Genomic DNA, 25,739 nt, shown 5'->3' with positions numbered 1-25,739 from the left:
CATCAACCCTAAGCGGCGGGCTCGGTGACGGTCGCGCCGAACGCGGCGGGCAGCGTCGCGGTCGACACGGCACGGAGCTCCGAGATCGGCAGCGTGAAGACGCCCTGCACCTCGAGCGCCGCCTCCTCGCCTTCCGCGGCCGGGTCCGTCACGCCGATGCGCAGCACGGGGTAGTCGCGGCCCGCGCAGAGCCCGCGGAATTTCACGTCCTCCTCGCGCGGCACCGACACGATGACGCGGCCGGTCGACTCCGAGAAGAGGGCGGTGGCAGCATCCACCCCGTCGCGCTCCATGATCTCGGTGAGCCACACGCGGGCGCCGACGCCGAAGCGCATCACGCCCTCGGCGAGGGCTTGACCGAGTCCGCCGGCGGAGAGGTCGTGCGCGCTCGAGACGAGGGACTGGTCGGATGCTGCGCGCAGCAGCTCGCCCAGCCGCTTCTCGCCGGCGAGGTCGACCTGCGGCGGGCGTCCGCCGAGGTGGTCGTGGATCGTGTCGGCCCAGGCCGAGCCGTCGAGCTCCTCGCGCGTGATGCCGAGCAGGTAGAGGTTCTCGCCGGCGTCCTGCCAACCGCTCGGGATGCGCGCGGCGACGTCGTCGATGATGCCGAGCACACCGACGACCGGGGTCGGGAAGATCGGGGCGTCACCCGTCTGGTTGTAGAACGACACGTTGCCGCCCGTGACCGGGATGCCGATCTCGAGGCATGCGTCGGCGAGGCCCTCGACGGCCTGCGAGAACTGCCACATGACCTCGGGGTTCTCGGGGCTGCCGAAGTTCAGGCAGTCGGTGACCGCCGTCGGGGCGGCACCGGTGACGGCCACGTTGCGGTAGGCCTCTGCCAGGGCGAGACGCGCTCCCTGGTAGGGGTCGAGCTGGCAGTAGCGGCCGTTGCAGTCGGTGGCGATCGAGAAGCCGAGACCCGACTCCTCGTCGACGCGGATCATGCCGGCGTCGTCGGGGAACGACAGGGCGGTGTTGCCGAGCACGAAGTAGTCGTACTGGTTCGTGATCCACGAGGTGTCGGCGAGGTTGGGGCTTCCGAGCAGGCGCGTGAACTGCTCGCGCAGCGTGTCGGGATCGCTCGAGCGGGGGAGGGCGCTCGCCGAGTCGGCCTGCAGCGCGTCGATCCATGTCGGATAGGCGACGGGACGCTCGTAGACGGGCCCGTCGACCGCGACGGTGGAGGGGTCGACGTCGACGATGCGCTCGCCGTGCCAGTCGATGACGAGGCGGCCGTCTCCGGTGACCTCGCCCAGCACGCTGGTCTCGACGTCCCACTTCGCGACGACCGCGAGGAACGCGTCGAGCTTCTCGGGAGCGACGATCGCCATCATGCGCTCCTGGCTCTCGCTCATGAGGATCTCCTCGGGCGTGAGCGACGGGTCGCGCAGCAGCACCTTCGACAGCTCGACCTTCATGCCGCTGTTGCCGTTGGCGGCCAGCTCGCTCGTCGCGCAGGAGATGCCGGCGGCGCCGAGGTCTTGGATCGCCTCGACGAGCTCGGCCTTGTAGAGCTCGAGGCAGCACTCGATGAGCACCTTCTCGGCGAAGGGGTCGCCGACCTGCACCGCGGGGCGCTTGGTGGGTCCGCCGTCGGCGAAGGTGTCGGAGGCGAGGATGGATGCTCCGCCGATGCCGTCGCCCCCGGTGCGGGCACCGAACAGCACGACCTTGTTGCCGACGCCCGACGCGTTCGCGAGCTTGAGGTCTTCGTGACGGAGCACGCCCACCGCGAGCGCGTTGACCAGGGGGTTGCCCTGGTACACGGCGTCGAAGACGGTCTCGCCGCCGATGTTCGGCAGCCCCAGGCAGTTCGCGTAGAACGAGATGCCGCTGGTGACGCCGTGGACGACGCGTGCGGTATCGGGGTGGTCGATGGCGCCGAAGCGCAGCTGGTCCATGACGGCGACCGGGCGCGCGCCCATCGAGATGATGTCGCGCACGATGCCGCCGACGCCGGTCGCGGCGCCCTGGAACGGCTCGATGTAGCTCGGGTGGTTGTGCGACTCGACCTTGAAGGTCACCGCCCAGCCCTGCCCGACGTCGACGACGCCCGCGTTCTGCCCCATGCCCACCATGAGGCGGGTCTTCATCTCGTCGGAGACCTTCTGGCCGAACTGGCGCAGGTAGATCTTGCTCGACTTGTAGGAGCAGTGCTCCGACCACATCACGGAGTACATCGCCAGCTCGCCGCTGGTGGGGCGGCGGCCGAGGATCTCGCGGATCTGCGCGTACTCGTCGGGCTTGAGGCCGAGCGCGCCGTACGGCTGCTCCTTCTCGGGCGTCGACGCGGCGTTCTGCACGGTGTCGGCGAGGGATGCTGCGGGGCTGGTCACGCGGCTGAACTCCAGAGATCGCGGGGATCGGGGATAGCGCCCATCCTATCGGCGCGTGTGGACGCAGCCCGGTCGGCGCTCTAGCCGCGCGGGGAGTACGCGCGCCAGAGCAGCTTGGCGTGCTCGGACTTCGCCCGGCCCACGCCGCGCTCGTCGCCGCGGAGCGCGCTGATCCACTCCGCGACGCGCGAGGCGAGTGCCGCGACGAACATGCGGATGTCGGCGTGCCGGGCGGGAGGCACTTCGGCCTCGTCCGAGGGCATCTGTCCCCGGCGCGGCAGGTCGTCGTCGAGGTGTCGGAGCACGAGCTTGGCAACGCCGACGGCGTGACCGTTGATGATCGAGTGGGCCGCCCCCTTCATCTCCCAGCGCCAGACGTCGGGGAGGGCGTCGGCGAGTCGGGAGTGGAAGCGGCGGGGCGACGATCGATCGAACTCCCCGCGGATGAGGAGGGTGCGCGCCGTCACGAGACGCACGCGGTCGGTGATGCGGTAGCGGAGCATGTGCGGCAGCACCGTGAGGAAGTAGACCATCCCGCAGAGGATGTAGGCCGACAGGGCGGTCATGGCGAGGTGGAACGACTCGCGTGCGGCCGACTGGGCGAACCGCACGCCCTGGAGGAGGGGGGCCGATTCGGCCTCGTTGACGACGGGGCTGACGAGCACGCTGCGGCTGAGGTCGGCGCGGCGTACAAGCAACTCGGTGACGACCTGGGTGCCCATCGAGTGACCGATCAGCACCGGATCGCGCAGGTCGAAACGGTCGAGCACGGCCTCGACCTGGTCGGCGAAGAACGCGGCGGTGGGGGCCTCGTCGGGACGCCGGACCCCCGCGAACCCCGGGAGGTCGAGGGCGTAGACCGCGCCCCTGCGAGCGAGGAGCGGGGCGAGGAACTCGAAGTAGGTCGCGGCCACCCCGATCCCGGCGACGAGCACGAAGGCGGTGGCGGCGTCGCCGCCGTCGGTGGTCATGCGGGTGACGCGCGTGACCACGTCGCCGTTGTGCACGTGCTCGACGGAGACGTCGATCGGGGCGTCGTCTTCGCTCATCGGTACAGCCTGCCAGGCCGCGGCGGGCCCAGCATCCATGCCCTCACGTCCGTCGGGGCAGCGAGACTCGTGCGCCGGACTCTTGACGGGTGGACGAGGCGGGGCTAACGTACAACCAAATGGTTGTAGAAATGGAAACCCAGAACGCGCAGCTCGACCGGATCTTCCGGGCGCTGGCAGACACGACGCGACGCGACATCGTGCAGCGCACCATCCGCGGCGAGCAGTCGGTGTCGGCGCTCGCCGCCGACTACGACATGAGCTTCGCCGCCGTGCAGAAGCACGTGGCCGTGCTCGAGGCGGCCGAGCTCATCGTCAAGCGCGCCGACGGGCGCGAGCGCCTCGTGCGGGCCAACCCCGCCACGATCGCCCGCGTCCGCGAGCTCATGACGCGCTACGAAGCCCTGTGGCGCGCCCGCATCGACCGGCTCGACGCGTTCCTCGCAGAGCCCGAACGACTGCCCGAGAAGCAGCAAGACCCAGAGAACTGAGGAGAACACCATGCCCGTCACCGCCGTCACCACCGATCCCGAGTCGCTCACGATGACGCTCGTCGCCGAGGTCGAGGCCTCGCCGTCGCGCGTCTGGCGCGCCTTCACCGAGCCCGAGCAGCTCGGGCGCTTCTGGGGCCCTCCCGGCTGGCCCGCCACCTTCGAGACGTTCGACTTCACCGTCGGCGGACGCGCCCAGTACGCCATGACGAGCCCCCGGGGCGAGAAGTCGCGCGGCGCCTGGGAGTTCCTGCGCATCGACCCGACGAGCGGCTACGAGGTCATCGACTCGTTCGTCGACGAGGAGGGGCGTACGGCGGAGGGGATGCCGTCGATGCGCATGACCTTCGCCTTCGACGGCACCGACACGGGGGCACGCGTCACCAGCGTCACGTACTTCCCCTCGGCCGAGGCGCTGGAGCAGCTCACCTCGATGGGGATGGTCGAGGGCTCCACGCTGGCGATCGGACAGCTCGACCGGGTCGTGGCCGACCTCCGCGACTACGCGATGGGCAAAGGCACGCAGACCGAGCTGCTCGACGACACCCACGTGCGCATCACCCGGGTGATCGACGGGCCCCGCGACCTGGTCTGGCGTGCTCACCACGATCCCGAACTGATGAAGAAGTGGTTGCTGGGCCCCGACGGCTGGCGCATGACCGTCTGCGAGCCCAGCGCGGAGGCGGGTGGCCGCTACCGCTACGCGTGGGCGCCGGAGGAGGGCACCGAGGGGGAGCCCTTCGGGTTCGACGGCGACGTGCTCCTGTCGGAGGCTCCCGTGCGATCGGTCACGACCGAGCACATGACCGGCACCGACTACCCGTCGACGACGAACGACATGTCGCTCTATGAGGAGGACGGCGTGACCCTCCTCACGCTCCTCATCGAGTACCCGAACAAGGAGACCCGCGACATGGTGCTCGCCACGGGGATGACCGACGGCATGGAGGCCAGCTACGCCCGCCTCGAAGGAGTGCTCGCCGACGCCTGATTGGAACCGGACCACACCCCTCGCGTGCGTGTCCGCGCGCAAGGGGTCTACTCTGGCAATCGGGGCGGTAGGGATGGGATCCATGGATGCGGCGCGCGCCATGACGGGGTTCTTCGACGCGCCCGTGCGCGGCAAGAACCTCGACGACCTGCGGCGCGCGAACCTGTCGACCGCGCTCGGGCTGATCCACGCCGCGGGGTCGATCTCGCGGGCCGACCTGACACGCTCCATGGGGCTCAACCGCTCGACGATCGCGACGATCGTGGCCGACCTCGAGGCGCGCGATCTGATCGTGGTCGGCGAGGCCCGCGACACCAAGCGCATCGGTCGCCCGAGCCTCGAGATCTCGACATCCGTGCGGCACGTGGTGATCGCCGTGAACCCCGAGCTCGACGCGACGACGCTCGGCATCGTGGCGATGGGCGGCCGAGTGCTCCGCGAGGTGCGCATGGAGCACGAGCGGCCGCCGACCGCCCGTGAGGTCGTGAACTCGGTGAGGGCGCTCGTCGCCGGCATGCAGCCCGAACTGGGCGAGCGCCACGTCGTGATCGGGGTGGCACTCGCCGTTCCTGGACTGGTGTCGGCGGTCGACGGGTCCGTGCGCCTCGCGCCCCACCTCGGCTGGGTCGACGAACCGATCTCGGCGATGCTCGCCGACGCGCTCGGCGTGCCCGCGTGGGCGGCCAACGACGCGAGCTGCGGCGTCGTCGCCGAGGTGCTCTTCGGGGCCGGAACCGGCAGCGGGAACGTGGTGTTCCTGAACGGCGGGGCGAGCGGGATCGGCGGCGGGATCGTCGCCGAAGCCCGCCTGATCCAGGGCCGAGGGGGGTTCGGCGGGGAGATCGGACATACTCTCGTCCGCACCGACGGTGCGGCGTGCCGGTGCGGATCGCAGGGCTGCCTCGAGGCCGAGGTCACCCGTCGCGCGCTCCTCGAGGCGGTCGACCTCGGGGTCGAGCGCTCGCATGAACTCGAGGCGCTCCTGGCCGAGGCCTATGTCGACCGGGACGACGTGCGCGCCCTCCTTGACGCGCAGCTCGCCTCCCTGGCCGTCGCGCTGCGGACGATCATCAACACGCTGAATCCCGAGGTGGTCGTCCTCGGCGGTTTCCTTGAAATCCTGGGCCGGATCGGGGGTGAGCGGCTCGAGCGGATGCTGCGCGCCGACGCTCTTCCGGGCCCCGCCGAGCAGGTTCGCCTCCAGGGCGCGCGCCTCGGGCGCATGAGCCTGCTCATCGGCGCCGCGGAGCTCGCGTTCCGTCCGTTCCTCAGCGATCCGATCGCGGTACCGGTCGCCGCCGGTCGCGCGTCGCTCGCCGATCTCGGATAGGGCTCCGGGCGCGGCATCCGTCCTCCACCCGCCGCGTGTCGCCCGCGGCGGCCGTCGGCGCGCCCTCAGGCCGCGGCTTCGGGTGAGTATGTCTTGACAGACAACAAATGCGCCTCATAGGATCGCCGCAACCCCCCGGAAGCACCGTCGCTCCATCGGGACCCGCCTGCCGCGGGAAGCGCGACCACATCGACGGTGGCTCGGCTCGAGAGGAACACCCCTTGTACACAGCTGTACGAAATCGCCGTTCACGCGTCTTGGCGGGCCTCACGGCCGCCGCTCTCGCGATCCCCCTCGCACTGATGAGCGCACCGGCCGCATCCGCCGTTCCCACGGCCCCGGCCGCCGCCCCCGTTCAGGCCGCGGCCGAGGAGGCGGGCGAGTTCCGCGCCCTCGTCTTCTCCAAGACCGCCGGCTTCCGGCACGACTCCATCCCCGCGGGGATCGCGTCGATCGAGAAGCTCGGTGCCGACAACGGCTTCGACGTCGACACGACGGAGGACGCCGCCGCGTTCACCGACGAGAACCTCGCCGCCTACGACGTCGTCATCTGGCTGTCGACGACCGGCGACGTGCTCAACGCCGACCAGCAGGCGGCGTTCGAGCGCTACATCCAGGCCGGCGGCGGCTACGCCGGCGTGCACGCGGCCTCCGACACCGAGTACGACTGGCCCTGGTACAACCAGCTGGTCGGTGCTTACTTCCAGGGCCACCCCGCACCGCAGAACGCGGAGGTCAAGGTCGAAGACCACGCGCACCCCTCGACCGCGCACCTCCCCGAGGTCTGGCCGCGCTACGACGAGTGGTACGACTTCCGCACGAACCCCCGCGACGACGTGCACGTGCTCATGTCGCTCGACGAGTCGACCTACACCGGCGGCGGCATGGGCGTGGACCACCCGCTGGCCTGGTGCCAGACCTACGACGGCGGCCGCGCCTGGTACACCGGCGGCGGGCACACGAACGAGTCGTTCGAAGACGCCGCGTTCGTCGAGCACCTCCTCGGCGGCATCCGCACCGCGGCGGGCGTCGAAGACGCCGACTGCAATGCGACGCAGAGCGAGAGCTTCGAGCTCGTCGCCCTCGACACGAACACCGGCAACCCGATGGCACTCGAAGTGGCCGACGACACCACGGTGTTCTACGCCGAGCGCAACGGCCGCGTCCAGCGCATCGACCCCGAGACCCAGCAGGTGAGCACCGCACTGAACCTGCCGGTCACCCTCGGCAACGAAGACGGTCTGCTCGGCCTCGTGCTCGATCCCGACTTCACCACGAACAACTGGCTCTACGTGTACTGGGCGCCCGCGACCGTCACCCCGGAGGACGGCCCCCACAACCGCATCTCGCGCTTCACGTACGACCCCGCCACCCAGACCTTCGACGCGGCGTCCGAGAAGGCGCTGCTGAAGGTGAAGACCCAGCGCAACACCTGCTGCCACGCCGGCGGCGACATGGTGTTCGATCTCGACGGCAACCTGATCCTCGCCACCGGAGACAACACCAACCCGTTCGAGTCCGACGGCTACACGCCGATCGACGAGCGCAGCGGGCGCAGCGACTACGACGCTCAGGGCACCGCGGGCAACACGAACGACCTGCGCGGCAAGATCATCCGCATCACCCCGCAGGACGACGGCACCTACACCGTCCCCGAGGGCAACCTCTTCGCCGAGGGCACCGCCCAGACGCGCGCCGAGGTCTACGCCATGGGCTTCCGCAACCCGTTCCGCATCGGTCTCGACCCGTACACCGGCAACGTCCTCGTGGGCGACTACGGCCCCGACGCCGGCTCCGCGAACCCGTCGCGCGGCCCCGCCGCGACCACCGAGTGGAACATCGTCGACGAGCCCGGCAACTACGGCTGGCCGTACTGCGCCGGTGTCACCTGCTACAACGACTACAACTTCGGCACGCGCGTCTCCGGCGCCGTGTTCGACCCGCAGAACCTCGTCAACAACAGCCCGAACAACACCGGTCTGACGAACCTGCCCCCCGTCATCGAGCCCGAGTACTGGGGTTCGAGCGGCGCCGACAACCCCTTCAAGGAGATCGGCAACGGCTCGGGCTACAGCGGCGCGCCGATGGGCGGACCCGTCTACCAGTTCGACCCCGAGCTCGACTCCGACGTGAAGTGGCCCGCCTACTGGGACAACAAGGCCATCTTCGGAGACTGGAACGCCGGTCAGGTCTTCAGCATGCAGCTGAACACCGACACGACGGATGCGCCGCGCAACACCGAGATCGTCGACGTGAACCGCGTCCTCCCCGGCATCCTCGACCCGGCTCAGGGCTTCTACCGGGCCATGGACATGACGTGGGGCCCGGAAGGCGCCCTCTACGTCATCGACTGGGGCCAGGGCTTCGGCGGCGACAACGCCAGCTCGGGCATCTACCGGATCGACTACGTGCAGGCCAACCCCTCGCCGCTCGCACGGGCGAGCTCCGACGTCACCAACGGCGCCGGCGACACCCTCGCGGTGAACTTCTCCTCCGAGGGCACGCGCCACCCGGCGGGCAAGCCCTTCACCCTCGAGTGGGACTTCGGCGACGGATCGCCGAAGACCAGCGAGGCCGATCCGGCGCACACCTATGAGGGCGTCGGCCAGTACACGGCCACCCTCACGGTGACCGACGAGGACGGACGCACCTCGATCGCGACCATCAACCTCGTCGTCGGCAACGCCGAGCCCAAGGTGGAGATCGTCTTCCCGCAGTCGGGCGGATTCTTCAACTGGGGCGACGAGGTCGCGTACGAGGTCGTCATCACCGACCCGGATGCATCGGAGCCGATCGACTGCGCCAAGGTGCAGGTGCTCCCCGCCCTCGGCCACGACTCGCACCAGCACCCGTGGGGTGAGCTGAGCGGCTGCTCGGGCAGCATCCCCACCGGCCGCGACGGCGGGCACGGCATCACCTCGAACATCTTCTGGGTGGTCGACGTGCGCTACACCGACGACGGCGGAGCCGCGGGCGTGCCCCTCACCGGCTACGGCACCAACATCCTGAACCCGAAGCACTTCGAGGCCGAGTTCTTCACCGCGACCGGGAACGTCGACGGACCCGGTGGAGTGCAGACCGAGACCACGGGCGACGCGGGCGGCGGATCGAACCTGTCGTACGTCGAGCCCGGCGACTGGTGGTCGTACGAGCCGATCAACTTCACCGGCATCGACGGGCTGCGCGCCCGTCTCGCCTCGCCCGACGCGGGCGGCTCCATCTCGATGCGCTGGGATTCGCCGACCGGGCCGGAGATCGGCACGATCGACTTCACCGCGACCGGAGCCTGGCAGACCTACCAGTACTTCGACGCCGAGCTGGGCGACCTTCCCCAGGAGACCGGCACGCTGTACTTCGTCCTGATCTCGGGCGGCGTCAACGTGAACTACTTCGACTGGCTCGGCGACGGCGTGGAGAGCAACGGACTCCCTGTCGTCACCCTGAACGTCGACACGCGATCGGGCGCAGCGCCGCTCGTCGTGAACGCGACGGCAGCGGCGACCGACCCCGAGGGAGGCCCGGTGACCCTGCAGTGGGACCAGGGCACGGGTGACGGCTTCGCGCCGGGCGAGGGTGAGCAGCAGTTCATCTACGAGACGCCGGGCACCTACCTGCTGACGGTGCGCGCCACCGACGAGCAGGGCGCCTACCGCGACGAGGTCGTGCAGATCACCGTGTCGACGCCGGGCGGTGAGACCTGCCTGTCGGGCCGCTCCGACGGGTTCGACGGCGACGCGCTCGACACCGAGCGGTGGAACGGCAACGTGCGGGTGAACCAGGACCTCCGCCTCGAGAACGGCAGCCTCGTGATCCCCGCGAGCAAGACCGACATCTACGGGGCCGGTGGTGACACGCCGAACATCGTGCTGCAGGACCTCCCGGACGGCGCCTGGCAGGCCACCGCGAAGGTGACCCTGCCGGCGCGGGCGACCTACCAGCAGGCCGGTCTGCTCGTGTACGGCGACGACGACAACTACGCCAAGATGGTGCTCCAGGCGCGTGACGCCAGCGCCGCCGGACGCGTGTTCCAGTTCATCCGCGAGGAGAACGGCACCCCGAACGAGGTCGCGGCCTCGAACACGTCGCCCCTGGGCGAGGCGTTCCCCGACACCTACTTCGTGCGGTTGACGAGCGACGGCAGCAACCTGCAGGCGTCGTACTCCGCCGACGGATCGACCTACACGTCGATGCCCGAGACGAAGCAGCTGGCCGGTATCTCGAACCCGCGCATCGGACTCGCGGCCTTCTCGAACAGCGGTTCGGCGCCCAGCGTGATCGACGCCAGGTTCGACTGGTTCCACATCACGCCGGACGACACGGCCTCGGCCGCCACCCCCGACGACGAATTCGACGGCACGTCGCTCGACGCCTGCCGCTGGACCGTCGAGAACCCGCAGCCCGAGGGCTACCGGGTCGCCGGGGGCGAGCTGCAGATCGACACCACGCCGAACGACATCTACGGTGCCGACACCGGTGTGCCGAACTTCGTGACGCAGGCGCAGCCCGACGGTGACTGGGTCGTCGAGACGAAGGTCGACGCCTCGCGCCTCGACCGGGCCTACCAGCAGGGCGGCCTGATCCTTCGGGCCGACGACGACAACTACGTCAAGATCGACATCCTGGCGACCGGTTCGGGCGGCGAGAACCCGCCGCGCAACCTCGAGATCCGCAGCGAGATCGGCGGCGTGGTCCAGAACCCGCAGCCGAACGCGGCGGCGCCGTCGAACGGCATAGTCTGGCTGCGACTGGCCAAGACCGGCACGACCATCTCCGGGTCGTACAGCGCCGACCGCACCACGTGGACCGCGTTCGCCGAGACGTTCGAGAACGAGCCGGCGGCAGCCGGTCGGATCGGTCTCTACGCGCTGGGCAACTCCGCGCAGGGCCAGGTCTCGAAGACCGCGCACTTTGACTACTTCCGGGTGATCGACACCGCCGCCGAGCCGATCTCGGTGAGCGCGGCGCTCGACCCGGCGGAGCCGACGGGCGAGAACGGCTGGTACACGGATGCTGTGGAGGTCACGGTCACCACGACCGGCGGCGGCGAGAGCACGGTGTACCGAGAGATCAACGTCGACGGCGCCGGCTGGGTCGAGTACACCTCGGCCGTGCGGGTGACCGGAGACGGCGAGCACACGGTGCAGTTCCGAGCGTCGGCTCCGAACCAGGAGCCGGTCACCGACGAGGTGTCGTTCAAGATCGACGCGCTCGCTCCGGTGAGCACGGCCGTCGTCGACGTCGTCGCCAGCCCGCGGACGCTCACCCTCGCGGCGACGGACGCCACGAGCGGCGTGGAGTCGATCGAGTACCGCATCGGCGAGGGAGCGTGGACCGGCTACGAGTCGGTCGTCTCCCTGACCGACGAGGCGCAGACCGTCTGGCACCGCGCCACCGATGAGGCAGGCAACACGTCGGAGGCCGTGAGCGTCGAGGTGCCCGCAGTCTCGGACGAGACTCCGGTGATCGGTCTCGACGTCACGATCGACCCGTCGCAGCCCACCGGCGAGAACGGGTGGTACGTCGACGAGGTCGAGGTCACCGCGACGGGCACGACCACGGGTGAGGAGCCCGTCTCGGTGGAGTACTCCACCGACGGCGAGACGTTCACCGCCCTGGGCGCGTCGCTCGTGATCGACGACGAGGGCACGACCACCCTGTGGATCCGTGCGACCGACGGCGAGAACGTCTCGGTGACCGAGCAGCGGGTCATCCGCATCGACACGGTCGTCCCGACCGCGTCTGCCACGGTCGCGGCGCGCACCGTCACCCTCACGGCGACGGACGCGACGAGCGGGATCGACCGGATCGAGTACCGCCTGACCGCCGATGGCGCGTGGGTCTCGTACGCCGAGCCGATCGTCGTCCCCGGCACCGCGGCCGCCACGGTCGCGTTCCGGGCGGTGGACGCGGCGGGCAACGTCGGCGCCGACGAGGCGGCCCAGGTCGCCGAGGTGATCGTCGATCCCGAGCCGCAGCCCGACCCGTCGGTCGTGGTGAACCCCACCGGGGTCGCCGTGGGCGGACAGGTCTCGGTCACCGGCGCTCATCTGCCCGCCGACACCGCGGTGGAGATCTGGATCCTCTCCGACCCGCTGCGGTTGGCGACGGTGCAGACGAGCGCCAGCGGCACCTTCTCGGTGAACGTCACCATCCCGGCCGGCGTCGACCCGGGCGTGCACCACATCGCACTCCGCATCGACGGCGTCGAGGTCGCCCGCAGCGGTGAGCTGACGGTCACCGCGGCACCCGGCGGCGGCGGCACCGATCCGGGCACCGATCCGGGCACCGACCCCGGCACCGACCCCGGCACAGGCCCGGGCACGGGCCCCGGCACAGGCCCCGGCACCGGGCCGGGTACGGGCACCGGTGCGGGTTCGGGCAGCGGTGGCGGCACGGGCGGCGGAAGCCTCCCGGCGACAGGTTCGGACGCCTGGCAGCTGCAGCTCCCCTTCGGAGCGGGCCTGCTGCTCCTGGGAGCCCTGGTCTACCTGGTCACGCGCCGCCGCCGCGGAGCGCAGGACTGATCCCCCCACCGGAGAAGCCCCGGGCGCGATGCGTCCGGGGCTTCCCCGGGTCTAGCCTTCCCCGTCGATCACGAGAGAAGATGACACCATGACGAAGACTGTCCTTCGCCCATTCGGTGCGGCCCTCGCCCTCCTGTTGGCCGCCGCTTTCGTCCTCTTGGCGCCCGGTGCCGCACGCGCGCACGGCGGTCCGATCCAGCTGACCATCGGTCCTGACGGCATCGGAGGCGTGTCGCTCTACGCCCAATACGTGCGGGACGGCCACATGGTCAACGAGATCATCGACCCGCTCGTGACGGCGAAGGCCGATGACGGGCGCACGGCCGGGCCGGTCTCGCTCGTCTCGTCATCGGAGGGGCAGGGGCGCTGGGTGAGCGAGCAGCCCTTCCTCGGCGAGGGGCGATGGACGGTCACGGTGCGCACGACCACGCCCGACGTCGCGGAGACGACCGCCGTCTTCACCGTGACCGAACTGGACGAGCCGATCAGCGCTCAGACGACCTCCGCAGCGGTGGACGACGACGCATCCTCGGCTCTCGGCGTCGGAATCGTCGGACTCGGTGCGGGTGTCCTCCTCGTCGGAGGCGTGGTGGGGGCGATCGTGCTCCGCCGCCGTACGAAGGATCGAGCGGTCTGAGATGAGCGCGGCGAGCATCGAGTCCCCCGTCCGGTCGGCCGTACGTCGGAGAACCGGAGCCGTAGCCGTCGAATCGAAGGTGATCTTCGTATCGTTCGCCGTCGAGGACGAGCATCGCGAAGCATCCTTCCGGGCGCAGTCGTTCCGCACACGCGATCCCTTCGTCCTCGTCGACCTGGCGGTCAAGCGCCCCGACGACCGCACTTGGGTGCGTCGCGCGCGTCACCGCATCGAAGGGTGCGACGCGGTCATCGCACTGGTGAGCCGGCACACCCGGTCGTCGGAGGGGCAGTCCTGGGAGCTGCGCCGTGCGCGGGAGGAGGGCAAGCCGATCCTCGGCGTGTGGGCCGACCCCGATCATCGGCCACCCTTCGCCGGCCTGACGATGGCCGAGTGGGGGTCGCCCGAGATCGCCGCCTTCATCGATGCGATCGAGTGCTGCAAGCCCGAATGGGGCGCCCGTCTGCCGTGATCGGTGACTGCGCGGGCGACCGATAGCGTGTGGGATATGGCGCACACGGCATCTCGCACCCGTTCCCTGGCCCTCGCCGGAACACTCGTCGGGCTCGTCCTCCTCGCCGGCTGCTCCGCTGCCGCGGAGCCTGCGCCCGCGAGTCCGGTGGCGGAGACGGATGCGGCGGGGCCGGTCGACGCCGGATCATCGGCGCTCGTCATCACGTGCGACCAGGTCGCCGCGGTCGCCGCGCCGATCACGGCGGGCATGATCTTCTCGCCCGACGATTCGTCGGAGGATTCCTCGGCCACGTCGTGCGTGTGGATCACCGATGACGTCGACCAGGGGACGACCGACCTCGAGGGGTACGGGGCGATCGCGATCGGCGTCGACGGCACGGGCTGGACCGCCGACGACATGGAGATGCTCTCGGCCACCGGCACCGTGATCGACGACCCGCGGGCCGCCGCCGTCGACGGCCGCGTCTATCTGCTGGCCGAGGGGGAGACGCTCGCCGACGTCGGCAGTGTGCAGCTGCTCTTCCCCGAGGGCACGGTCACCGTCGTCACGACGGGTGCCGCGCTGAGCGCGACCGCCGAGGAGACGGCCGTGCCGGTCGACGACGTGATCGGCGTCGCCGCCGACGTCGCCGCGCTCCGCCGCTAGCGGACGGGGCCGGGGGTCCCGCTCAGGATCGGCGCAGGGCGTCTTCGAACGCGACCCACGAGAGCATCGCGCACTTGACCCGGGCCGTGTACTTCGACACTCCTGACAGGGCGGTGGCGTCGCCGAACTCGTCCTCGTCGAGTTCGAGGGTGCCCTTCGAGCGCATCGCCTCGCGGAAGCCCTCGATGAGGTGCTCGGCGCCGGCGCGATCGAGGTCGGTCGAGAGCTCGGCGAGCATCGAGGCGGAGGCCTGCGAGATCGAGCACCCCGCGCCCTCCCAAGTGAGGGATGCGACGCGATCGCCCTCCATGTGCACACGCACCGTGATCTCGTCTCCGCAGATCGGGTTGCGCTGGTGGCTCGTCGCATCCGTATCCGACCCGGCCAGACCGAAGCCGCGCCGGTTCTTCGCGTGGTCGAGGATGAGCTCCTGGTAGAGCGACTCGAGCCCGCTCATGCGTCGGCTCCGAAGAAGGGGCGCACGCCCGAGAGCGCGTCGAGGAACACGTCGATCTCGTCCTCCGTGTTGTAGAGCGCGGCGCTCGCGCGCACCGACGCGGTGATCCCGAATCGGCGGTGCAGCGGCTGCGCGCAGTGGTGGCCGACGCGCACGGCCACGCCGCGTGCGTCGAGGAATTGGCCGACGTCGTGCGCGTGCACGCCGGCGACGTCGAACGCCCACAGCGCGACGCGCTCGACGCCGTCGGCATCGCCGAGCAGGCGGATGCCGGGGATCTGGCGGAGTCCGCGCAGCATCCGCTGCTCGAGCGCCGTCTCGTGAGCGTGGACGGCCGCCATGTCGAGCCCGCCGAGGTAGCGCACGGCGGCGGCGAGGGCGATGGCCTGCGACACGGGCTGCGTGCCGGCTTCGAACCGCTGCGGCGGCGGCAGGTACTCGGCGCGATCGAGCGTCACGGTGGTGATCATCGACCCGCCGGTGAGGAAGGGCGGCAGCGCCTCGAGCACGTCGCTGCGGCCGTAGAGTGCACCGATGCCGTAGGGGCCGAGCATCTTGTGGCCCGAGAACACGGCGAGGTCGACCCCGAGCGTCGGCAGGTCGAGCGGCAGGTGCGGCGCCGACTGGCACGCGTCGAGCACGGTCAGCGCCCCCGCAGCGCGGGCAAGGCTCACAAGGTCGGCGACCGGGTTCACGATGCCGAGCACGTTCGAGACGTGGGGGAAGGCGACGACGCGGGTGCGCTCGCCGATGACCGACGCTGCGACCCCGAGGTCGAGACGTCCGTCGTCGAGGACGGGGATGTGACGGAGGAGGGCGCCGGTGCGGGCGGCCAGCTCCTGCCAGGGGATGAGATTCGCGTGGTGCTCCGACTCGGTGACGACGATCTCGTCGCCGGGGGCGAGGGAGAATCTCCGTGCCGCCGGTCCGCCGCGCCCGATCGACGCGTTTCCGAGGGCGTAGGCGACGAGGTTGAGGCCCGCGGTCGCCCCGCTCGTCCACACGAGCTGCTCGGGACGCGCTCCCACGAAGGCCGCGACCGTCTCGCGCGCGTCTTCGAACAGCTCGGTGGCTTCGGCGGCGAGGGTGTGCGCGCCGCGGTGCACAGCCGCGTTCGCGCCGGCGAGGAAGGCGACCTCCGCGTCGATGACCGCGCGGGGCTTCTGGCTCGTCGCGGCCGAATCGAGGTACACCAGCGGGGCGCCGTCGATGTCGCGCGCGAGGATCGGGAAGTCGCCGCGGACGGCGACCGGGTCGAAACCGGCGGCCAGGATCGCACCGTCAGGAGAGCTCATCGTTCCAGGCTATGCCGAAGCATCCGTCCCGGGGTCGTCCGTCCCGGTCGTGGGGGCTGAAGGTGTCGCGCTCAGGCGCTCTCCGCCCGCCGGCGGCGCAGCACCACGATCGCGGCGCCCGCCGCGACCAGCAGCGCGGCTGCGAAGGCCGCGGCGCCGAGCGGGACGGCGTCGCCACCGGTGGCAGCGAGCCCCGGCGGCGCGGGGGCCGCTGTCGGGGTCGTCGTCGGGAGCGGGACCGCCGCGGCGGTGACGAACGCGGTCGGCGCGCTGAGCGACGACACCGCGCCGTAGCCCTCGAGCGTGCCGGTGACGACCACGAGGAACGCGTAACCGGCGTCGCCGGGCTGAAGGGTGTAGGTCGAGCCGGTGGCTCCCGCCACGGGCTGGCCGACGAATCCGGGGTCGACCGGCTGGCCGGTCATCTCCTCGTACTCGCGAGCGTCGTCGGCGGTGAAGCGGAGCCACTCGTACGTCAGCGAGGTGCCCTCGGCCCAGACGCCGGGGTCGGCGGTGAGGGTCTGACCGACGATCGGCGCGCCCGAGACGGTCGCGATACCGAACGGATCGATCGGCTGCACGACTCCGATGCTCGATTCGCACAGCAGGCAGTCGGCGCCGAAGTCGACGGCCGAGACCGAGACGTTCAGCTGCCCCGTCGTGGCATCGTCGTCGACGGTCGCGGTGAAGGAGACGGATGCTGCCGGCGCCCCCTGCGCGACGGTGGGAACGGCCCAGGTGAGGATGTCGCCGCTCCGGGTCAGGCCCGCCGCGAGCGGCTCGAGCACGCTCGCCGAGCCGACGAGACCGGTCAGGTCGATCTCGACCGTGCCTCCCTGCAGGTCGGTGGGTCCGACGTTGCCCACCTCGACGGTGTACTGCACCCCCTGGCCGCGCTCGAGCTGCACCCCGGAGCGCGTGCTCGGCGAGATCTCCAGTGTGCGGGTGAGCGGCCAGGTGGGTTTGTCGAGGTCGAAGAGCCAGTCCTGGAAGAAGGCCTGGAGGTCGAGGCCGGAGATATCCTCCGACAGCGCGATGAAATCGGCGGTCGATCCGTCTCCGCCGTTCAGGCGCAGGTACCACTGGCGGAAGATCTCGTCGAACTCGTCGTCGCCGATCGTGAGGCGCAACGCCTCGAGTGCCATCGCCGAGCGCGAGTAGGCCTGGAAGCCGAAGAGCTCGGCGGGGTCGTCGAAGCCGGCGACGGGTGTCAGCCACGCCGCGTCATCGGCGGCCGTGTCGTTCCAGGCGGAGTACCAGACCGTCTCGATCGCGTCGCCGTCGTAGAGCGACGCCTCGACCTGGGAGGTGATGTGCTCGGCCGGCCCCTCGTTCAGCCAGATGTCGCTCCAGTCCGAGAGCGTCACGGCGTCGCCGAACCACTGGTGCACGAGCTCGTGGATGAGGGTGCCACGACTCGCGGAGCGGTCGAAGAAGGAGCGGTCCTGGGTCTCGAGCGCGTAACCGACGCCCGCGTTGTCGACCACGATGCCCGTGCTGTTGCCGGGGTAGGGGCCGTAAGCGGTCTCGAGCCACCCGAGCACCGCTCCGATCTCGGCCCGAGACGCGAGCGACGTCGTCTTGCGCGCGTCGGAGAGGTCGGAGTCGATGAAGCTCCATTCGGGGATCGTTCGACCGCTCGGCAGCGTGATCGTCGACTCGTGCACGTCGTACTTGCCGATGGACGCGAGGGAGAGATACGTCGTCATCTGTTCGCGCTGCTGCCAGACCCACGTCGTCGTGTCGTCGGCGTTGACCGTGCGCGAGATCAGCTCGCCGTTGCTCACGGCGGCCGCCGGGCCCGTGCCGGTCGATGTCGTGATCGCGGTGGGGATCGTGAAGGAGAAGTCGAAGGTCGCCTTGTCGAGCGGGGTGTTGTTGCTCGGGAACCAGGTCATGGCGCCCACCGGCTCGCTCACCGCGGTCGCGCCGTCGGCGGTCGCGACCCAGCCCTCGTAGCTCCCGTCGGGGTCGGTGTGGCGGGTCGGCACACCCGAGTACTCGACGACGGTGGTGAACGTGCCGGTCACCGGCGCCGCCGGGGTGACGATCAGCTTGTGGGTGGTGGAGGGGAGGTCGGAGACGCGGCTGAAGGTCGCCGCAGCGCCGTCGATGGTCACCGAGCCGACGGTGAGCCCCTCGAGGTCGAGGCTGAACGACGACAGCTCGACGTCTGCCTCGGCCGTGATCTCGGCGGTCGCCGCGATCGCCGTGGTCGCGTGGTCGTACGCGAGGTCGATGTCGTAGTGCTGCACGTCGTAGCCCGTGTTCCCGACGTTCGGGAAGAGGGAGTCGGCCGTACCCTGCCCGCCGGGCTCGGCGGCGTGAGCGGGCGCGGCGCCCAGCGCACCCGCACCGACGAGGCTCAGAGCGACGGCGCCTGCGGCGAAGCGGGAGGCGCGGCGACGGGTGGGATGAGCTGCGGTGCTGATCGGCGACATGACGCCCCTTCGTGCGACGGTGAGAAGGATGCTGACCGCGCGGCGACGCGAGCGATCGGGTCGACTGTAGGAGACGCGGGTTTCCGCGACGTTTCCCCCGTCGTCCTCGTGCGTCACGCTCGCGGGCACCGCGCGGCATCCGTCGCGTTCGAAGGGGGCGCCGGCTCAGGCGATGCGGGTTCCCGGGGGCATGCGCTTCGCGGGGGTGCGGGTGCGCACCGCGGCGCGCCACAGCAGCAGCGCGGCGAGGGCGACCTGCACCGCGAGTCCGACGAACCAGCTCGGGGTGGTGCCCTCGATGCGCTCCTCGGACGGGGTGTAGCCGAAGGCGCCGGACTGCGTGGCGCATCCGTCGTACTCCGACGCGGCTTCCGGTGACAGCTGCGCGGAGCGGATGAAGACCTTGAGCGAACCGAACATGTCGCGGGGCTCCCCGTCGACGAACGGCGACGGCGTGGCGTCGGCGAGCACGATGAACGGGTTCGCGGCCAGCAGCCACCACACGTGGTCGCTGCGCGTGGTCTGGTACTCGCTCGTCGTCCACTCGCCGCACACGTACTGCGGCTCGACGAACCCCGACCCGCTGCCGGTGCACTGGGGCAGCGGTTCGGTCTGCCCGGGGGCGGCGGTCATGCACTCCGGGGCGACCGTGGGCACATCCGTCGGATAGACGGGTTCGAGGTTTCGCGACCTCGACTCGACGGTGGTGTAGCTGGCGGCGGTGGCGAGCCCGAACGCGATCGGCGTGCCCAGCACGAGGGCGGCGACCGTCAGGTAGGTCACGGCCACCGAGAACAGGGGGCGGGCGAGGATGCCGCTGAGTCCGACGCCGATCGCCGCGACCACGCCGACCTCCACGACGAGCACTACGAGCGAGACGAGCAGCACCCCGATCGACACCCCGCCCGAGACGGTGGCGAGCACGAGGAACGGAACCGCGACCGCGAGGAACGCCAGGCCCGTCACCCACGCGGCGAGCAGTTTGCCGACCAGGATGTCGCCGGTGGTGGCGAGGGTGACCTGCACGGGGGCGAGGGTCGCTGCATCCCGATCGCCGTTGATCGCGTTGCCGCTCAGGGTCGGCGAGACCAGCACGACCAGCAGCAGCACGAAGTAGACGACGATCGAGAACACGGTCGCGCCGGCGGTGTCACCCGACGCCATCCCCGTCGCCCCGAACGACAGGGCCGTGACCGCCACGAGGAGGACGGCGAAGACGCCGAGCAGCACGTACCAGGCGACGCTGCGCACGCGCTGCGTCAGTTCGAGTCGGGCGATGACCCCGATACGGGCGGCGTTCACGTCGGGCTCCCGTCGCGGAGGTCGAGCAGGGTGTGTTCGAGAGTGCCGGTCGCCGGAGCGAACTCCACGACGGGAAGACCCGCTTCCACGAGCGCGCGCAGTGCGGACGCCGCCTCGTCGTCGGATCCGACCGGCACCATCACGCCGAGGCGCTCGACGGCGAGGGTCCACGCCTCGAGGCGCAGCGCCGAGGCGATGGATTCGACGGATGCTGCGGCCGGCGTGTTCGCGAGGCGCACACGCCACGCGCGCCGACGGCTCGTGGCGGCGGCCACGCGGTCGGGGGCGACCGTCGCGCCGTCCAGGAGGAAGACCGCGTCGTCGACGACCTCCTCGAGCTCGGAGAGCACGTGGCTGGAGACGAGAACTGCGCGCCCCTCGTCGGCGAACCGGCGCAGCAGCACGCGCAGGGCGATCCGGGCCTCGGGGTCGAGGCCGGAGGCGGGCTCGTCGAGGAGGAGGGCCTGGGGGTCGTGCACGAGGGCGCGGGCGAGCCCGAGGCGCTGCTTCTGTCCGCGGGAGAGCACCCTCGCGGGCGCCTCGGCGAGGGAGGCGAGGTCGACGAGCTGCAGCAGCTCCTCGGCCCGCTCGTGCGCGTCCTCGCGCGTGGCGTCGTAGAGACGGCCGGTCACGACGAGCGTCTCGCGGGCGGAGAGCGAGCCCCACGCGCCGAGCGTGTCGGGCATCCAGCCGAGCAGCCGCCGCACCTCGTGAGGTTCGGTGACGGGGTCGAATCCGCCGACGCTGATCTCGCCCGCATCCGGCGCCAGCAGCGACGACAGCATCAGCATGAGCGTCGTCTTGCCCGATCCGTTGGGTCCGACGAGGCCGGTGACGCGCCCCGCCTCGGCCCGCAGGCTGACGTCCCGCACCGCGGGCACGGTGCCGAACGAACGACGGACTCCGGCCGCGACGATGGTGGCGCTCATCGTTCGACCCTATCGGGACGGGTTCTTTCGTCCCCGGCCTCGCCGAGGCGGCGAGACTCCATCCCAGGCTCGAGACTTCCTCCGACGCGCGCAGTCTCGTGCGTGGGATGAAGTCTCGCGGTCAGGGGCGGGCGGCGCACGGGAGGCGTGAGGAACGGGGGAGGGCGCGCACGGATTGCGTGAGGACCGCGGGCGGGCCGGGTGAGCGGGCGTAGACCGGACGACATGACCCTCACGTCGATCCTCCCCACGCTCCGCGACAGCCTTCCCTCGCCCTTCGACCGGGAGGTCTGGCCGGCGCGCACGACCCCCACCCTCGACGACGTCGTGGTCGCGGGGGTGTCGCTCCTGCGCATCGTCGACCTCTGCGCGACGCCCTGCGTCTACACCGGCGCGGCCGTGATCCCGATGTCGGGGGGCGTCGTGTCGTCGACCGACTCGACCACGGTCGTGGTCGCCCGCATCGCCGAGACGGATGCGGGCAGCATCCGCCTCGACGCGACGTTCCGCCTCCACGCTCCGCTGTGGCGGGAGGCGCGGCTCCTCGGCCGCGTCTCTCACGCGTACGAGCAGCCGTTCTCGGTGCTCGACGCCAACTCGGGCGCGGTGTCGGGTGTGGTGCGCATTCCGGGCGACCCGCGCGTCGGCGACCTCGTCGCCGTGCCCTGCCCGGGATGCTTCAGCGTGGGCGATGTGCGCCCCTCCCGCGGGCGCTGACCGTGCTGCTCCACACGATCCTCCACGCCGTGCGCTGCGCCCGTGTCGAGGCCACCGCGTCGTCTCCCGAGCCGCCCGACGACGACCCCGCCTGACGCGCGTCGCGCCCGAGTCGTCGAAACCTCAATCCGGATACGAGACTGCGACCTACGCCTGCAGTCTCGTATCCGGGATGACGTCTCGCGGTCAGAGGTTCGGCGAGCGGCGGCCGTAGCGCGGGGTCAGTCGGTGACGAGGCGGTAGCCCATGCCCGACTCGGTCAGGAGGTGCACGGGGTGCGCGGGGTCGCGTTCGAGCTTCTTGCGCAGCTGCGAGATGTACAGGCGCAGGTAGCCCGAGTCGCTCACCTGCTCGCTGGCCCAGATCTCCTTCAGCAGGGTCTGGCGGGTGACGAGTGCGCCGGGGTTCCGGGCGAGGAACTCCAGCATCCGCCACTCCGTCGGCGTCAGGTGCACGGTGGTGCCGGCCCGGGTGACCGACTTCGCCGCGAGGTCGACGACGACGTCGCCGAAGCGCACGGTCGGTTCGTCGGTCGCCGCGCCCTGTCGCCGCGAGAGCGCACGCAGCCGTGCGAGCAGCTCGTCGATCTGGAACGGCTTGGTGACGTAGTCGTCGGCACCGGCGTCGAGCGCGTCGACCTTGTCGGCCGACCCCGTGCGCCCCGAGACGACCAGGATCGGCACGCTCGACCACCCGCGGATCGCCTCGATCACCTGCACCCCGTCGAGCCGGGGCATCCCGAGGTCGAGCAGTACCAGATCGGGGTGCGCCTGCGCGGCCGCGGCGATGGCCGCTGCTCCGTCGGAGGCGGCCACGACGTCGTAGCCGTGCGCGGCGAGGGTGATGCGCAGCGCCCGCACCAGCTGCGGGTCGTCGTCGGCGATCAGCACCTTCACGGCGCGACCGCCTCGGGCGATGCCACGGGGAGCGCGATCACCATCGTGAGCCCTCCTCCGGGTGTGTCCTCGGGCGTGAGCGTACCGCCCATGCCCTCGGCGAAGCCTTTCGACAGGGCCAGGCCCAGCCCGAGACCCGTGCTGTTGTCGGTGTCGCCGAAGCGCTGGAAGGGGGCGAACATGTCGCTGCGGCGATCGGGCTCGACCCCGGGCCCGTGGTCGACGACGCGGATCTCCGCGGTTCCGGCGAGACGGCTCGTCGCCACGCGCACGCGCGTGCCGGCGGGCGAGTGCCGGGCGGCGTTCGCCAGCACGTTGACGAGCACGCGTTGCAGCAGCACGGGATCGGCCGAGACTGCGGGCAGGTCGGGATCGAGGGCCAGCTCGACGCTGTCGGGGCCGAGGCCGAGCTCGTCGACCGCGGCCAGCACGACGTCGGCGGCGTCGACCGGGGCGAGCGAGACGGCGAGCACCCCCGCCTGGACGCGACTCACGTCGAGGAGATCGGTGACCAGCGCCGTGAGCGTGTGCAGGCTCTCGTCGGCGGTGGCGAGCAGTTCGGCGCGGTCGGATTCGGACAGCCGCACGTCGGTGGCCCGGAGGCCCCCGACCGAGGCGACCGCCGCGGCGAGCGGGCGTCGGAGGTCGTGGCTGACGGCCGAGAGGAGGGCGGTGCGCACGTAGTCGGTCTCGGCGAGGATCCCCGCCTCGCGAGCGGTCTCGGTGAGGTCGGTGTGCTCGATCGCCGCCCCGAGCTGGGCGACGATGACGTCGAGGAGGCGGCGTTCGGCAGCATCCAGGTCTCCGCCGTGCAGCTCGAGCGTCGCGCGGCCCGCACCGACCGGGATCGCCACGGCCGCGTCGCCGCGCAACGGCTCGCCGTCGGTCGCGAGCACGTCGCCCGACGCATCGACCAGACGCACCCCGGCCATGCCGAACGCCTCGCGCGTGCGGCTGACGAGGGCGGGCACGGCGCTCTCGCCGCGCAGGATGCTGCCGGCCACGGTGGCGAGCAGTTCGGACTCCGCCAGCGCCCGCCGCGCCGCCCGCGCCCGGCGGGCCGCCTGGTCGACGATGTAGCTGACCAGGATCGCGATCACGACGTACAGGACGAGCGACAGGGCGTGCGCCGGGTCGTCGATCGTCACCGTGAACAGTGGGTCGACGAACAGGAAGTCGAGCGTGAAGCCCGACAGCACGGCCGCGAACAGCGCCGGCCAGATGCCGCCCACGAGCGCGACGATCACGACGAGCAGCTGGTAGGCGAGCACGTCGGACGTGATCGACTCGTCGGAACTGGTGGCGAAGAGCAGCCACGACAGGAGCGGCCCTCCGGTGACGGCCACGACGAAGCCGAGCACGCGGCGCTTCAGGCTGAGGGCGCCGCCGGTGAGCCGGGGGAGCGCGAAGCGTCCGCCGGCAGCCGCGTGCGTGACGATGTGCACGTCGATGTCGCCCGACTCGCGGATCACGGTCGCGCCGATACCGGGCCCGGTGAGGGCGGCGGCGAGCCGACCGCGACGGCTGACACCGACGACCAGCTGCGAGGCGTTGACCGATCGCGCGAACTCGACGAGCGTGCGGGCGACGTCGTCGCCGACGACCTGGTGGTATGTGCCGCCGAGCGATTCGACGAGAGCACGCTGCGCCGCGAGTGCCCCGGGTGCCGCCTGCCGGAGGCCGTCCTGGCTCGTGACGTGCACGGCGAGCAGTTCGCCTCCCGCCGAGCGCGCGGCGATCCGGGCGCCCCGCCGCAGGAGCGTCTCGCCCTCGGGCCCGCCGGTCAGGGTCACGACGACGCGTTCGCGCGCCTGCCACGCCCCCTCGATGCCGTGCTCGGCGCGATAGGTCTTCAGCGCGCTGTCGACCTCGTCGGCGAGCCACAGCAGCGCGAGCTCGCGCAGCGCCGTGAGGTTGCCGAGGCGGAAGTAGTTCGACAGGGCGGCGTCGATCCGCTCCGCCGGGTAGACGTGGCCCGCAGCCAGGCGGTCGCGCAGGGATGCGGGGGCGAGGTCGACGACCTCGATCTGATCCGCGCCGCGGACCACCGCATCCGGCACCGTCTCCCGCTGCTCGACGCCCGTGATCTTCTGTACGACGTCGTTGAGCGATTCGATGTGCTGCACGTTGACGGTCGTGATGACGTCGATCCCGGCGGCGAGCAGGTCGTCGACGTCCTGCCAGCGCTTCTCGTGCCGGGATCCGGGGGCGTTCGTGTGCGCGAGCTCGTCGACGAGGGCGAGCGAGGGGCGCCGCTCGAGGACGGCGTCGAGGTCCATCTCGGTCAGCTCGACCCCGCGGTGCATCACCGTGCGCCGGGGGACCTCGGGAAGGCCGGCGGTCTGCGCGGCGGTCGCCGCCCGGCCGTGCGTCTCGACGACGGCGATGACGACGTCGCGCCCGTCGCCCTGCAGGCGCCTGCCCTCCTCGAGCATCTCGTACGTCTTGCCGACGCCGGGCGCTGCCCCGAGCAGCACCCGCAACCGCCCGCGTTTCATGTCGTCACCCTAATCTCTGCCGTTCGTGCGGTGCGCGGGCGCGCAGCATCCGTTCCCCTGTCGCAGATGTCGCCGGCGACCCGCCCTGCGCGACAGGGAGCGGGATGCGTGCGGCACATCAGCGCGCGTCGAGCGCGAGGTTGAGCTCGAGCACGTTCACGCGCGGCTCGCCGAGGAACCCGAGGTCGCGGGGGCGGATGCTGCGCTCCACGAGTTCGCGTACCTCTCCCGCGTCGAGATCGCGGGCCTCGGCCACGCGGTCGACCTGGAGGAGGGCGTACGCGACGCTGATGTCGGGGTCGAGACCGGAGCCGGAGGCGGTGACCGCATCGGCGGGGATCCCGGCCGCAGCGACCCCGTCGAGGTCGGCGATCGTCGCCTGGCGCTCGCCGATCGCGGCGATGAGGTCGTCGTTCTCGGGGCCGTAGTTCGACCCGCTCGAGGCCCCGCCGTCGTAGCCGTCGCCCGCCGCGGACGGCCGCGACTGGAAGTACTCCGGCAGCGGGGCGCCGTCGGCGTCGGTGAACGACTGGCCGATCAACGACGAGCCGACGACCTGGCCGTCGGCGTCCCGGACGAGCGAGCCGTTGGCCTGGCCGGGGAGGGCGAGCTGACCGATCGCGGTGATCAGCAGCATGTAGCCGAGGCCGAGAACGACCGTGAAGACGAGCATCGCGCGGACGGCGACGCCGGTGGTGCGGACAATGGTACGCATGGCTGGAC

General features: G+C 71.2%; 18 protein-coding genes. 8 read left to right on the top strand and 10 right to left on the bottom strand.

Annotated features, from left to right (window positions below; all coding sequences use genetic code 11):
• Nucleotides 1–8: 8 nt before the first annotated feature.
• Both purL and FVP77_RS11345 read right to left on the bottom strand, forming a co-directional pair.
• Nucleotides 9–2,339, bottom strand: coding sequence for a phosphoribosylformylglycinamidine synthase subunit PurL (purL, locus tag FVP77_RS11350; protein ID WP_147894726.1), 2,331 nt, complete (start codon nt 2,337–2,339; stop codon nt 9–11).
• 80 nt (nt 2,340–2,419) lie between these two features.
• Nucleotides 2,420–3,388, bottom strand: coding sequence for an alpha/beta fold hydrolase (locus FVP77_RS11345; protein ID WP_147894725.1), 969 nt, complete (start codon nt 3,386–3,388; stop codon nt 2,420–2,422).
• Between the two features lie 131 nt (nt 3,389–3,519).
• Between FVP77_RS11345 and FVP77_RS11340 the strand changes: the two genes are divergently transcribed.
• From FVP77_RS11340 to FVP77_RS11305, 7 genes are all read left to right on the top strand, one after another.
• Nucleotides 3,520–3,879, top strand: a complete 360-nt coding sequence (locus FVP77_RS11340; RefSeq protein WP_246134086.1) for an ArsR/SmtB family transcription factor — start codon at nt 3,520–3,522, stop codon at nt 3,877–3,879.
• A 10-nt stretch (nt 3,880–3,889) separates the two neighbouring features.
• Nucleotides 3,890–4,870 (top strand): SRPBCC family protein, encoded by a 981-nt coding sequence (locus tag FVP77_RS11335; RefSeq protein WP_147894723.1) that lies wholly within the window; start codon nt 3,890–3,892, stop codon nt 4,868–4,870.
• An 82-nt stretch (nt 4,871–4,952) separates the two neighbouring features.
• Nucleotides 4,953–6,200 carry an ROK family transcriptional regulator gene (locus FVP77_RS11330; protein ID WP_187266914.1) on the top strand — a complete coding sequence of 416 codons (1,248 nt, stop codon included), beginning with the start codon at nt 4,953–4,955 and terminating at the stop codon, nt 6,198–6,200.
• A 302-nt stretch (nt 6,201–6,502) separates the two neighbouring features.
• Complete coding sequence (locus FVP77_RS11325; protein WP_187266913.1) at nt 6,503–12,724, top strand: ThuA domain-containing protein; 6,222 nt, start codon at nt 6,503–6,505, stop codon at nt 12,722–12,724.
• Between the two features lie 88 nt (nt 12,725–12,812).
• Nucleotides 12,813–13,361, top strand: coding sequence for a hypothetical protein (locus FVP77_RS11315; protein ID WP_147894721.1), 549 nt, complete (start codon nt 12,813–12,815; stop codon nt 13,359–13,361).
• Nucleotides 13,362–13,440: 79 nt separating this feature from the next.
• Complete coding sequence (locus FVP77_RS11310; RefSeq protein ID WP_187266912.1) at nt 13,441–13,833, top strand: TIR domain-containing protein; 393 nt, start codon at nt 13,441–13,443, stop codon at nt 13,831–13,833.
• Between the two features lie 36 nt (nt 13,834–13,869).
• A complete protein-coding gene (locus FVP77_RS11305) occupies nt 13,870–14,481 on the top strand; it encodes a hypothetical protein (protein ID WP_147894719.1) in 612 nt (203 codons plus the stop codon).
• A 22-nt stretch (nt 14,482–14,503) separates the two neighbouring features.
• Here the strand turns inward: FVP77_RS11305 and sufU are convergent, their stop codons facing one another.
• The 5 genes from sufU to FVP77_RS11280 all read right to left on the bottom strand — a co-directional run bounded on the left by sufU (nt 14,504) and on the right by FVP77_RS11280 (nt 20,905).
• Nucleotides 14,504–14,938 (bottom strand): Fe-S cluster assembly sulfur transfer protein SufU, encoded by a 435-nt coding sequence (gene sufU / locus FVP77_RS11300; RefSeq protein ID WP_147894718.1) that lies wholly within the window; start codon nt 14,936–14,938, stop codon nt 14,504–14,506.
• Nucleotides 14,935–16,233: a SufS family cysteine desulfurase gene (locus tag FVP77_RS11295; protein WP_147894717.1), complete on the bottom strand. Its 1,299-nt coding sequence runs from the start codon at nt 16,231–16,233 to the stop codon at nt 14,935–14,937. The genes sufU and FVP77_RS11295 overlap by 4 nt, the downstream gene beginning before the upstream one ends.
• A gap of 71 nt (nt 16,234–16,304) precedes the next feature.
• Nucleotides 16,305–18,674 (bottom strand): M1 family metallopeptidase, encoded by a 2,370-nt coding sequence (locus FVP77_RS11290; RefSeq protein ID WP_147894716.1) that lies wholly within the window; start codon nt 18,672–18,674, stop codon nt 16,305–16,307.
• A gap of 165 nt (nt 18,675–18,839) precedes the next feature.
• The gene (locus FVP77_RS11285; RefSeq protein WP_147894715.1) at nt 18,840–19,976 is read right to left on the bottom strand and encodes an ABC transporter permease; all 1,137 of its coding nucleotides are present in this window, start codon (nt 19,974–19,976) and stop codon (nt 18,840–18,842) included.
• Entirely contained in the window at nt 19,973–20,905 is a 933-nt protein-coding gene (locus FVP77_RS11280; protein ID WP_147894714.1) for an ABC transporter ATP-binding protein, read from the bottom strand. The genes FVP77_RS11285 and FVP77_RS11280 overlap by 4 nt, the downstream gene beginning before the upstream one ends.
• A gap of 225 nt (nt 20,906–21,130) precedes the next feature.
• Here FVP77_RS11280 and FVP77_RS11275 point away from each other — a divergent pair, with 225 nt between their 5' ends.
• A complete protein-coding gene (locus tag FVP77_RS11275; protein ID WP_147894713.1) occupies nt 21,131–21,622 on the top strand; it encodes a hypothetical protein in 492 nt (163 codons plus the stop codon).
• A 221-nt stretch (nt 21,623–21,843) separates the two neighbouring features.
• Here the strand turns inward: FVP77_RS11275 and FVP77_RS11270 are convergent, their stop codons facing one another.
• The 3 genes from FVP77_RS11270 to kdpC all read right to left on the bottom strand — a co-directional run bounded on the left by FVP77_RS11270 (nt 21,844) and on the right by kdpC (nt 25,731).
• Nucleotides 21,844–22,518, bottom strand: coding sequence for a response regulator (locus FVP77_RS11270; protein ID WP_147894712.1), 675 nt, complete (start codon nt 22,516–22,518; stop codon nt 21,844–21,846).
• Complete coding sequence (locus tag FVP77_RS11265; RefSeq protein ID WP_147894711.1) at nt 22,515–25,016, bottom strand: DUF4118 domain-containing protein; 2,502 nt, start codon at nt 25,014–25,016, stop codon at nt 22,515–22,517. The genes FVP77_RS11270 and FVP77_RS11265 overlap by 4 nt, the downstream gene beginning before the upstream one ends.
• Before the next feature lie 118 nt (nt 25,017–25,134).
• A complete protein-coding gene (gene kdpC / locus FVP77_RS11260; RefSeq protein WP_147894710.1) occupies nt 25,135–25,731 on the bottom strand; it encodes a K(+)-transporting ATPase subunit C in 597 nt (198 codons plus the stop codon).
• Between the last annotated feature and the right edge of the window lie 8 nt (nt 25,732–25,739).

The organism is Microbacterium hatanonis, assembly GCF_008017415.1.
In the GTDB taxonomy this organism is placed as follows: Bacteria; Actinomycetota; Actinomycetes; order Actinomycetales; family Microbacteriaceae; genus Microbacterium; species Microbacterium hatanonis.
This window is presented reverse-complemented; position numbering and strand designations above follow the sequence as displayed.

Coding starts and splice junctions, on each gene's coding strand:
- FVP77_RS11345 (WP_147894725.1), bottom strand. CDS start 3,388: ATGAGCGAAGACGACGCCCCGATCGACGTCTCCGTCGAGCACGTGCAC.
- FVP77_RS11340 (WP_246134086.1), top strand. CDS start 3,520: ATGGAAACCCAGAACGCGCAGCTCGACCGGATCTTCCGGGCGCTGGCA.
- FVP77_RS11335 (WP_147894723.1), top strand. CDS start 3,890: ATGCCCGTCACCGCCGTCACCACCGATCCCGAGTCGCTCACGATGACG.
- FVP77_RS11330 (WP_187266914.1), top strand. CDS start 4,953: ATGGATGCGGCGCGCGCCATGACGGGGTTCTTCGACGCGCCCGTGCGC.
- FVP77_RS11325 (WP_187266913.1), top strand. CDS start 6,503: ATGAGCGCACCGGCCGCATCCGCCGTTCCCACGGCCCCGGCCGCCGCC.
- FVP77_RS11315 (WP_147894721.1), top strand. CDS start 12,813: ATGACGAAGACTGTCCTTCGCCCATTCGGTGCGGCCCTCGCCCTCCTG.
- FVP77_RS11305 (WP_147894719.1), top strand. CDS start 13,870: ATGGCGCACACGGCATCTCGCACCCGTTCCCTGGCCCTCGCCGGAACA.
- sufU (WP_147894718.1), bottom strand. CDS start 14,938: ATGAGCGGGCTCGAGTCGCTCTACCAGGAGCTCATCCTCGACCACGCG.
- FVP77_RS11295 (WP_147894717.1), bottom strand. CDS start 16,233: ATGAGCTCTCCTGACGGTGCGATCCTGGCCGCCGGTTTCGACCCGGTC.
- FVP77_RS11290 (WP_147894716.1), bottom strand. CDS start 18,674: ATGTCGCCGATCAGCACCGCAGCTCATCCCACCCGTCGCCGCGCCTCC.
- FVP77_RS11280 (WP_147894714.1), bottom strand. CDS start 20,905: ATGAGCGCCACCATCGTCGCGGCCGGAGTCCGTCGTTCGTTCGGCACC.
- FVP77_RS11275 (WP_147894713.1), top strand. CDS start 21,131: ATGACCCTCACGTCGATCCTCCCCACGCTCCGCGACAGCCTTCCCTCG.
- FVP77_RS11265 (WP_147894711.1), bottom strand. CDS start 25,016: ATGAAACGCGGGCGGTTGCGGGTGCTGCTCGGGGCAGCGCCCGGCGTC.
- kdpC (WP_147894710.1), bottom strand. CDS start 25,731: ATGCGTACCATTGTCCGCACCACCGGCGTCGCCGTCCGCGCGATGCTC.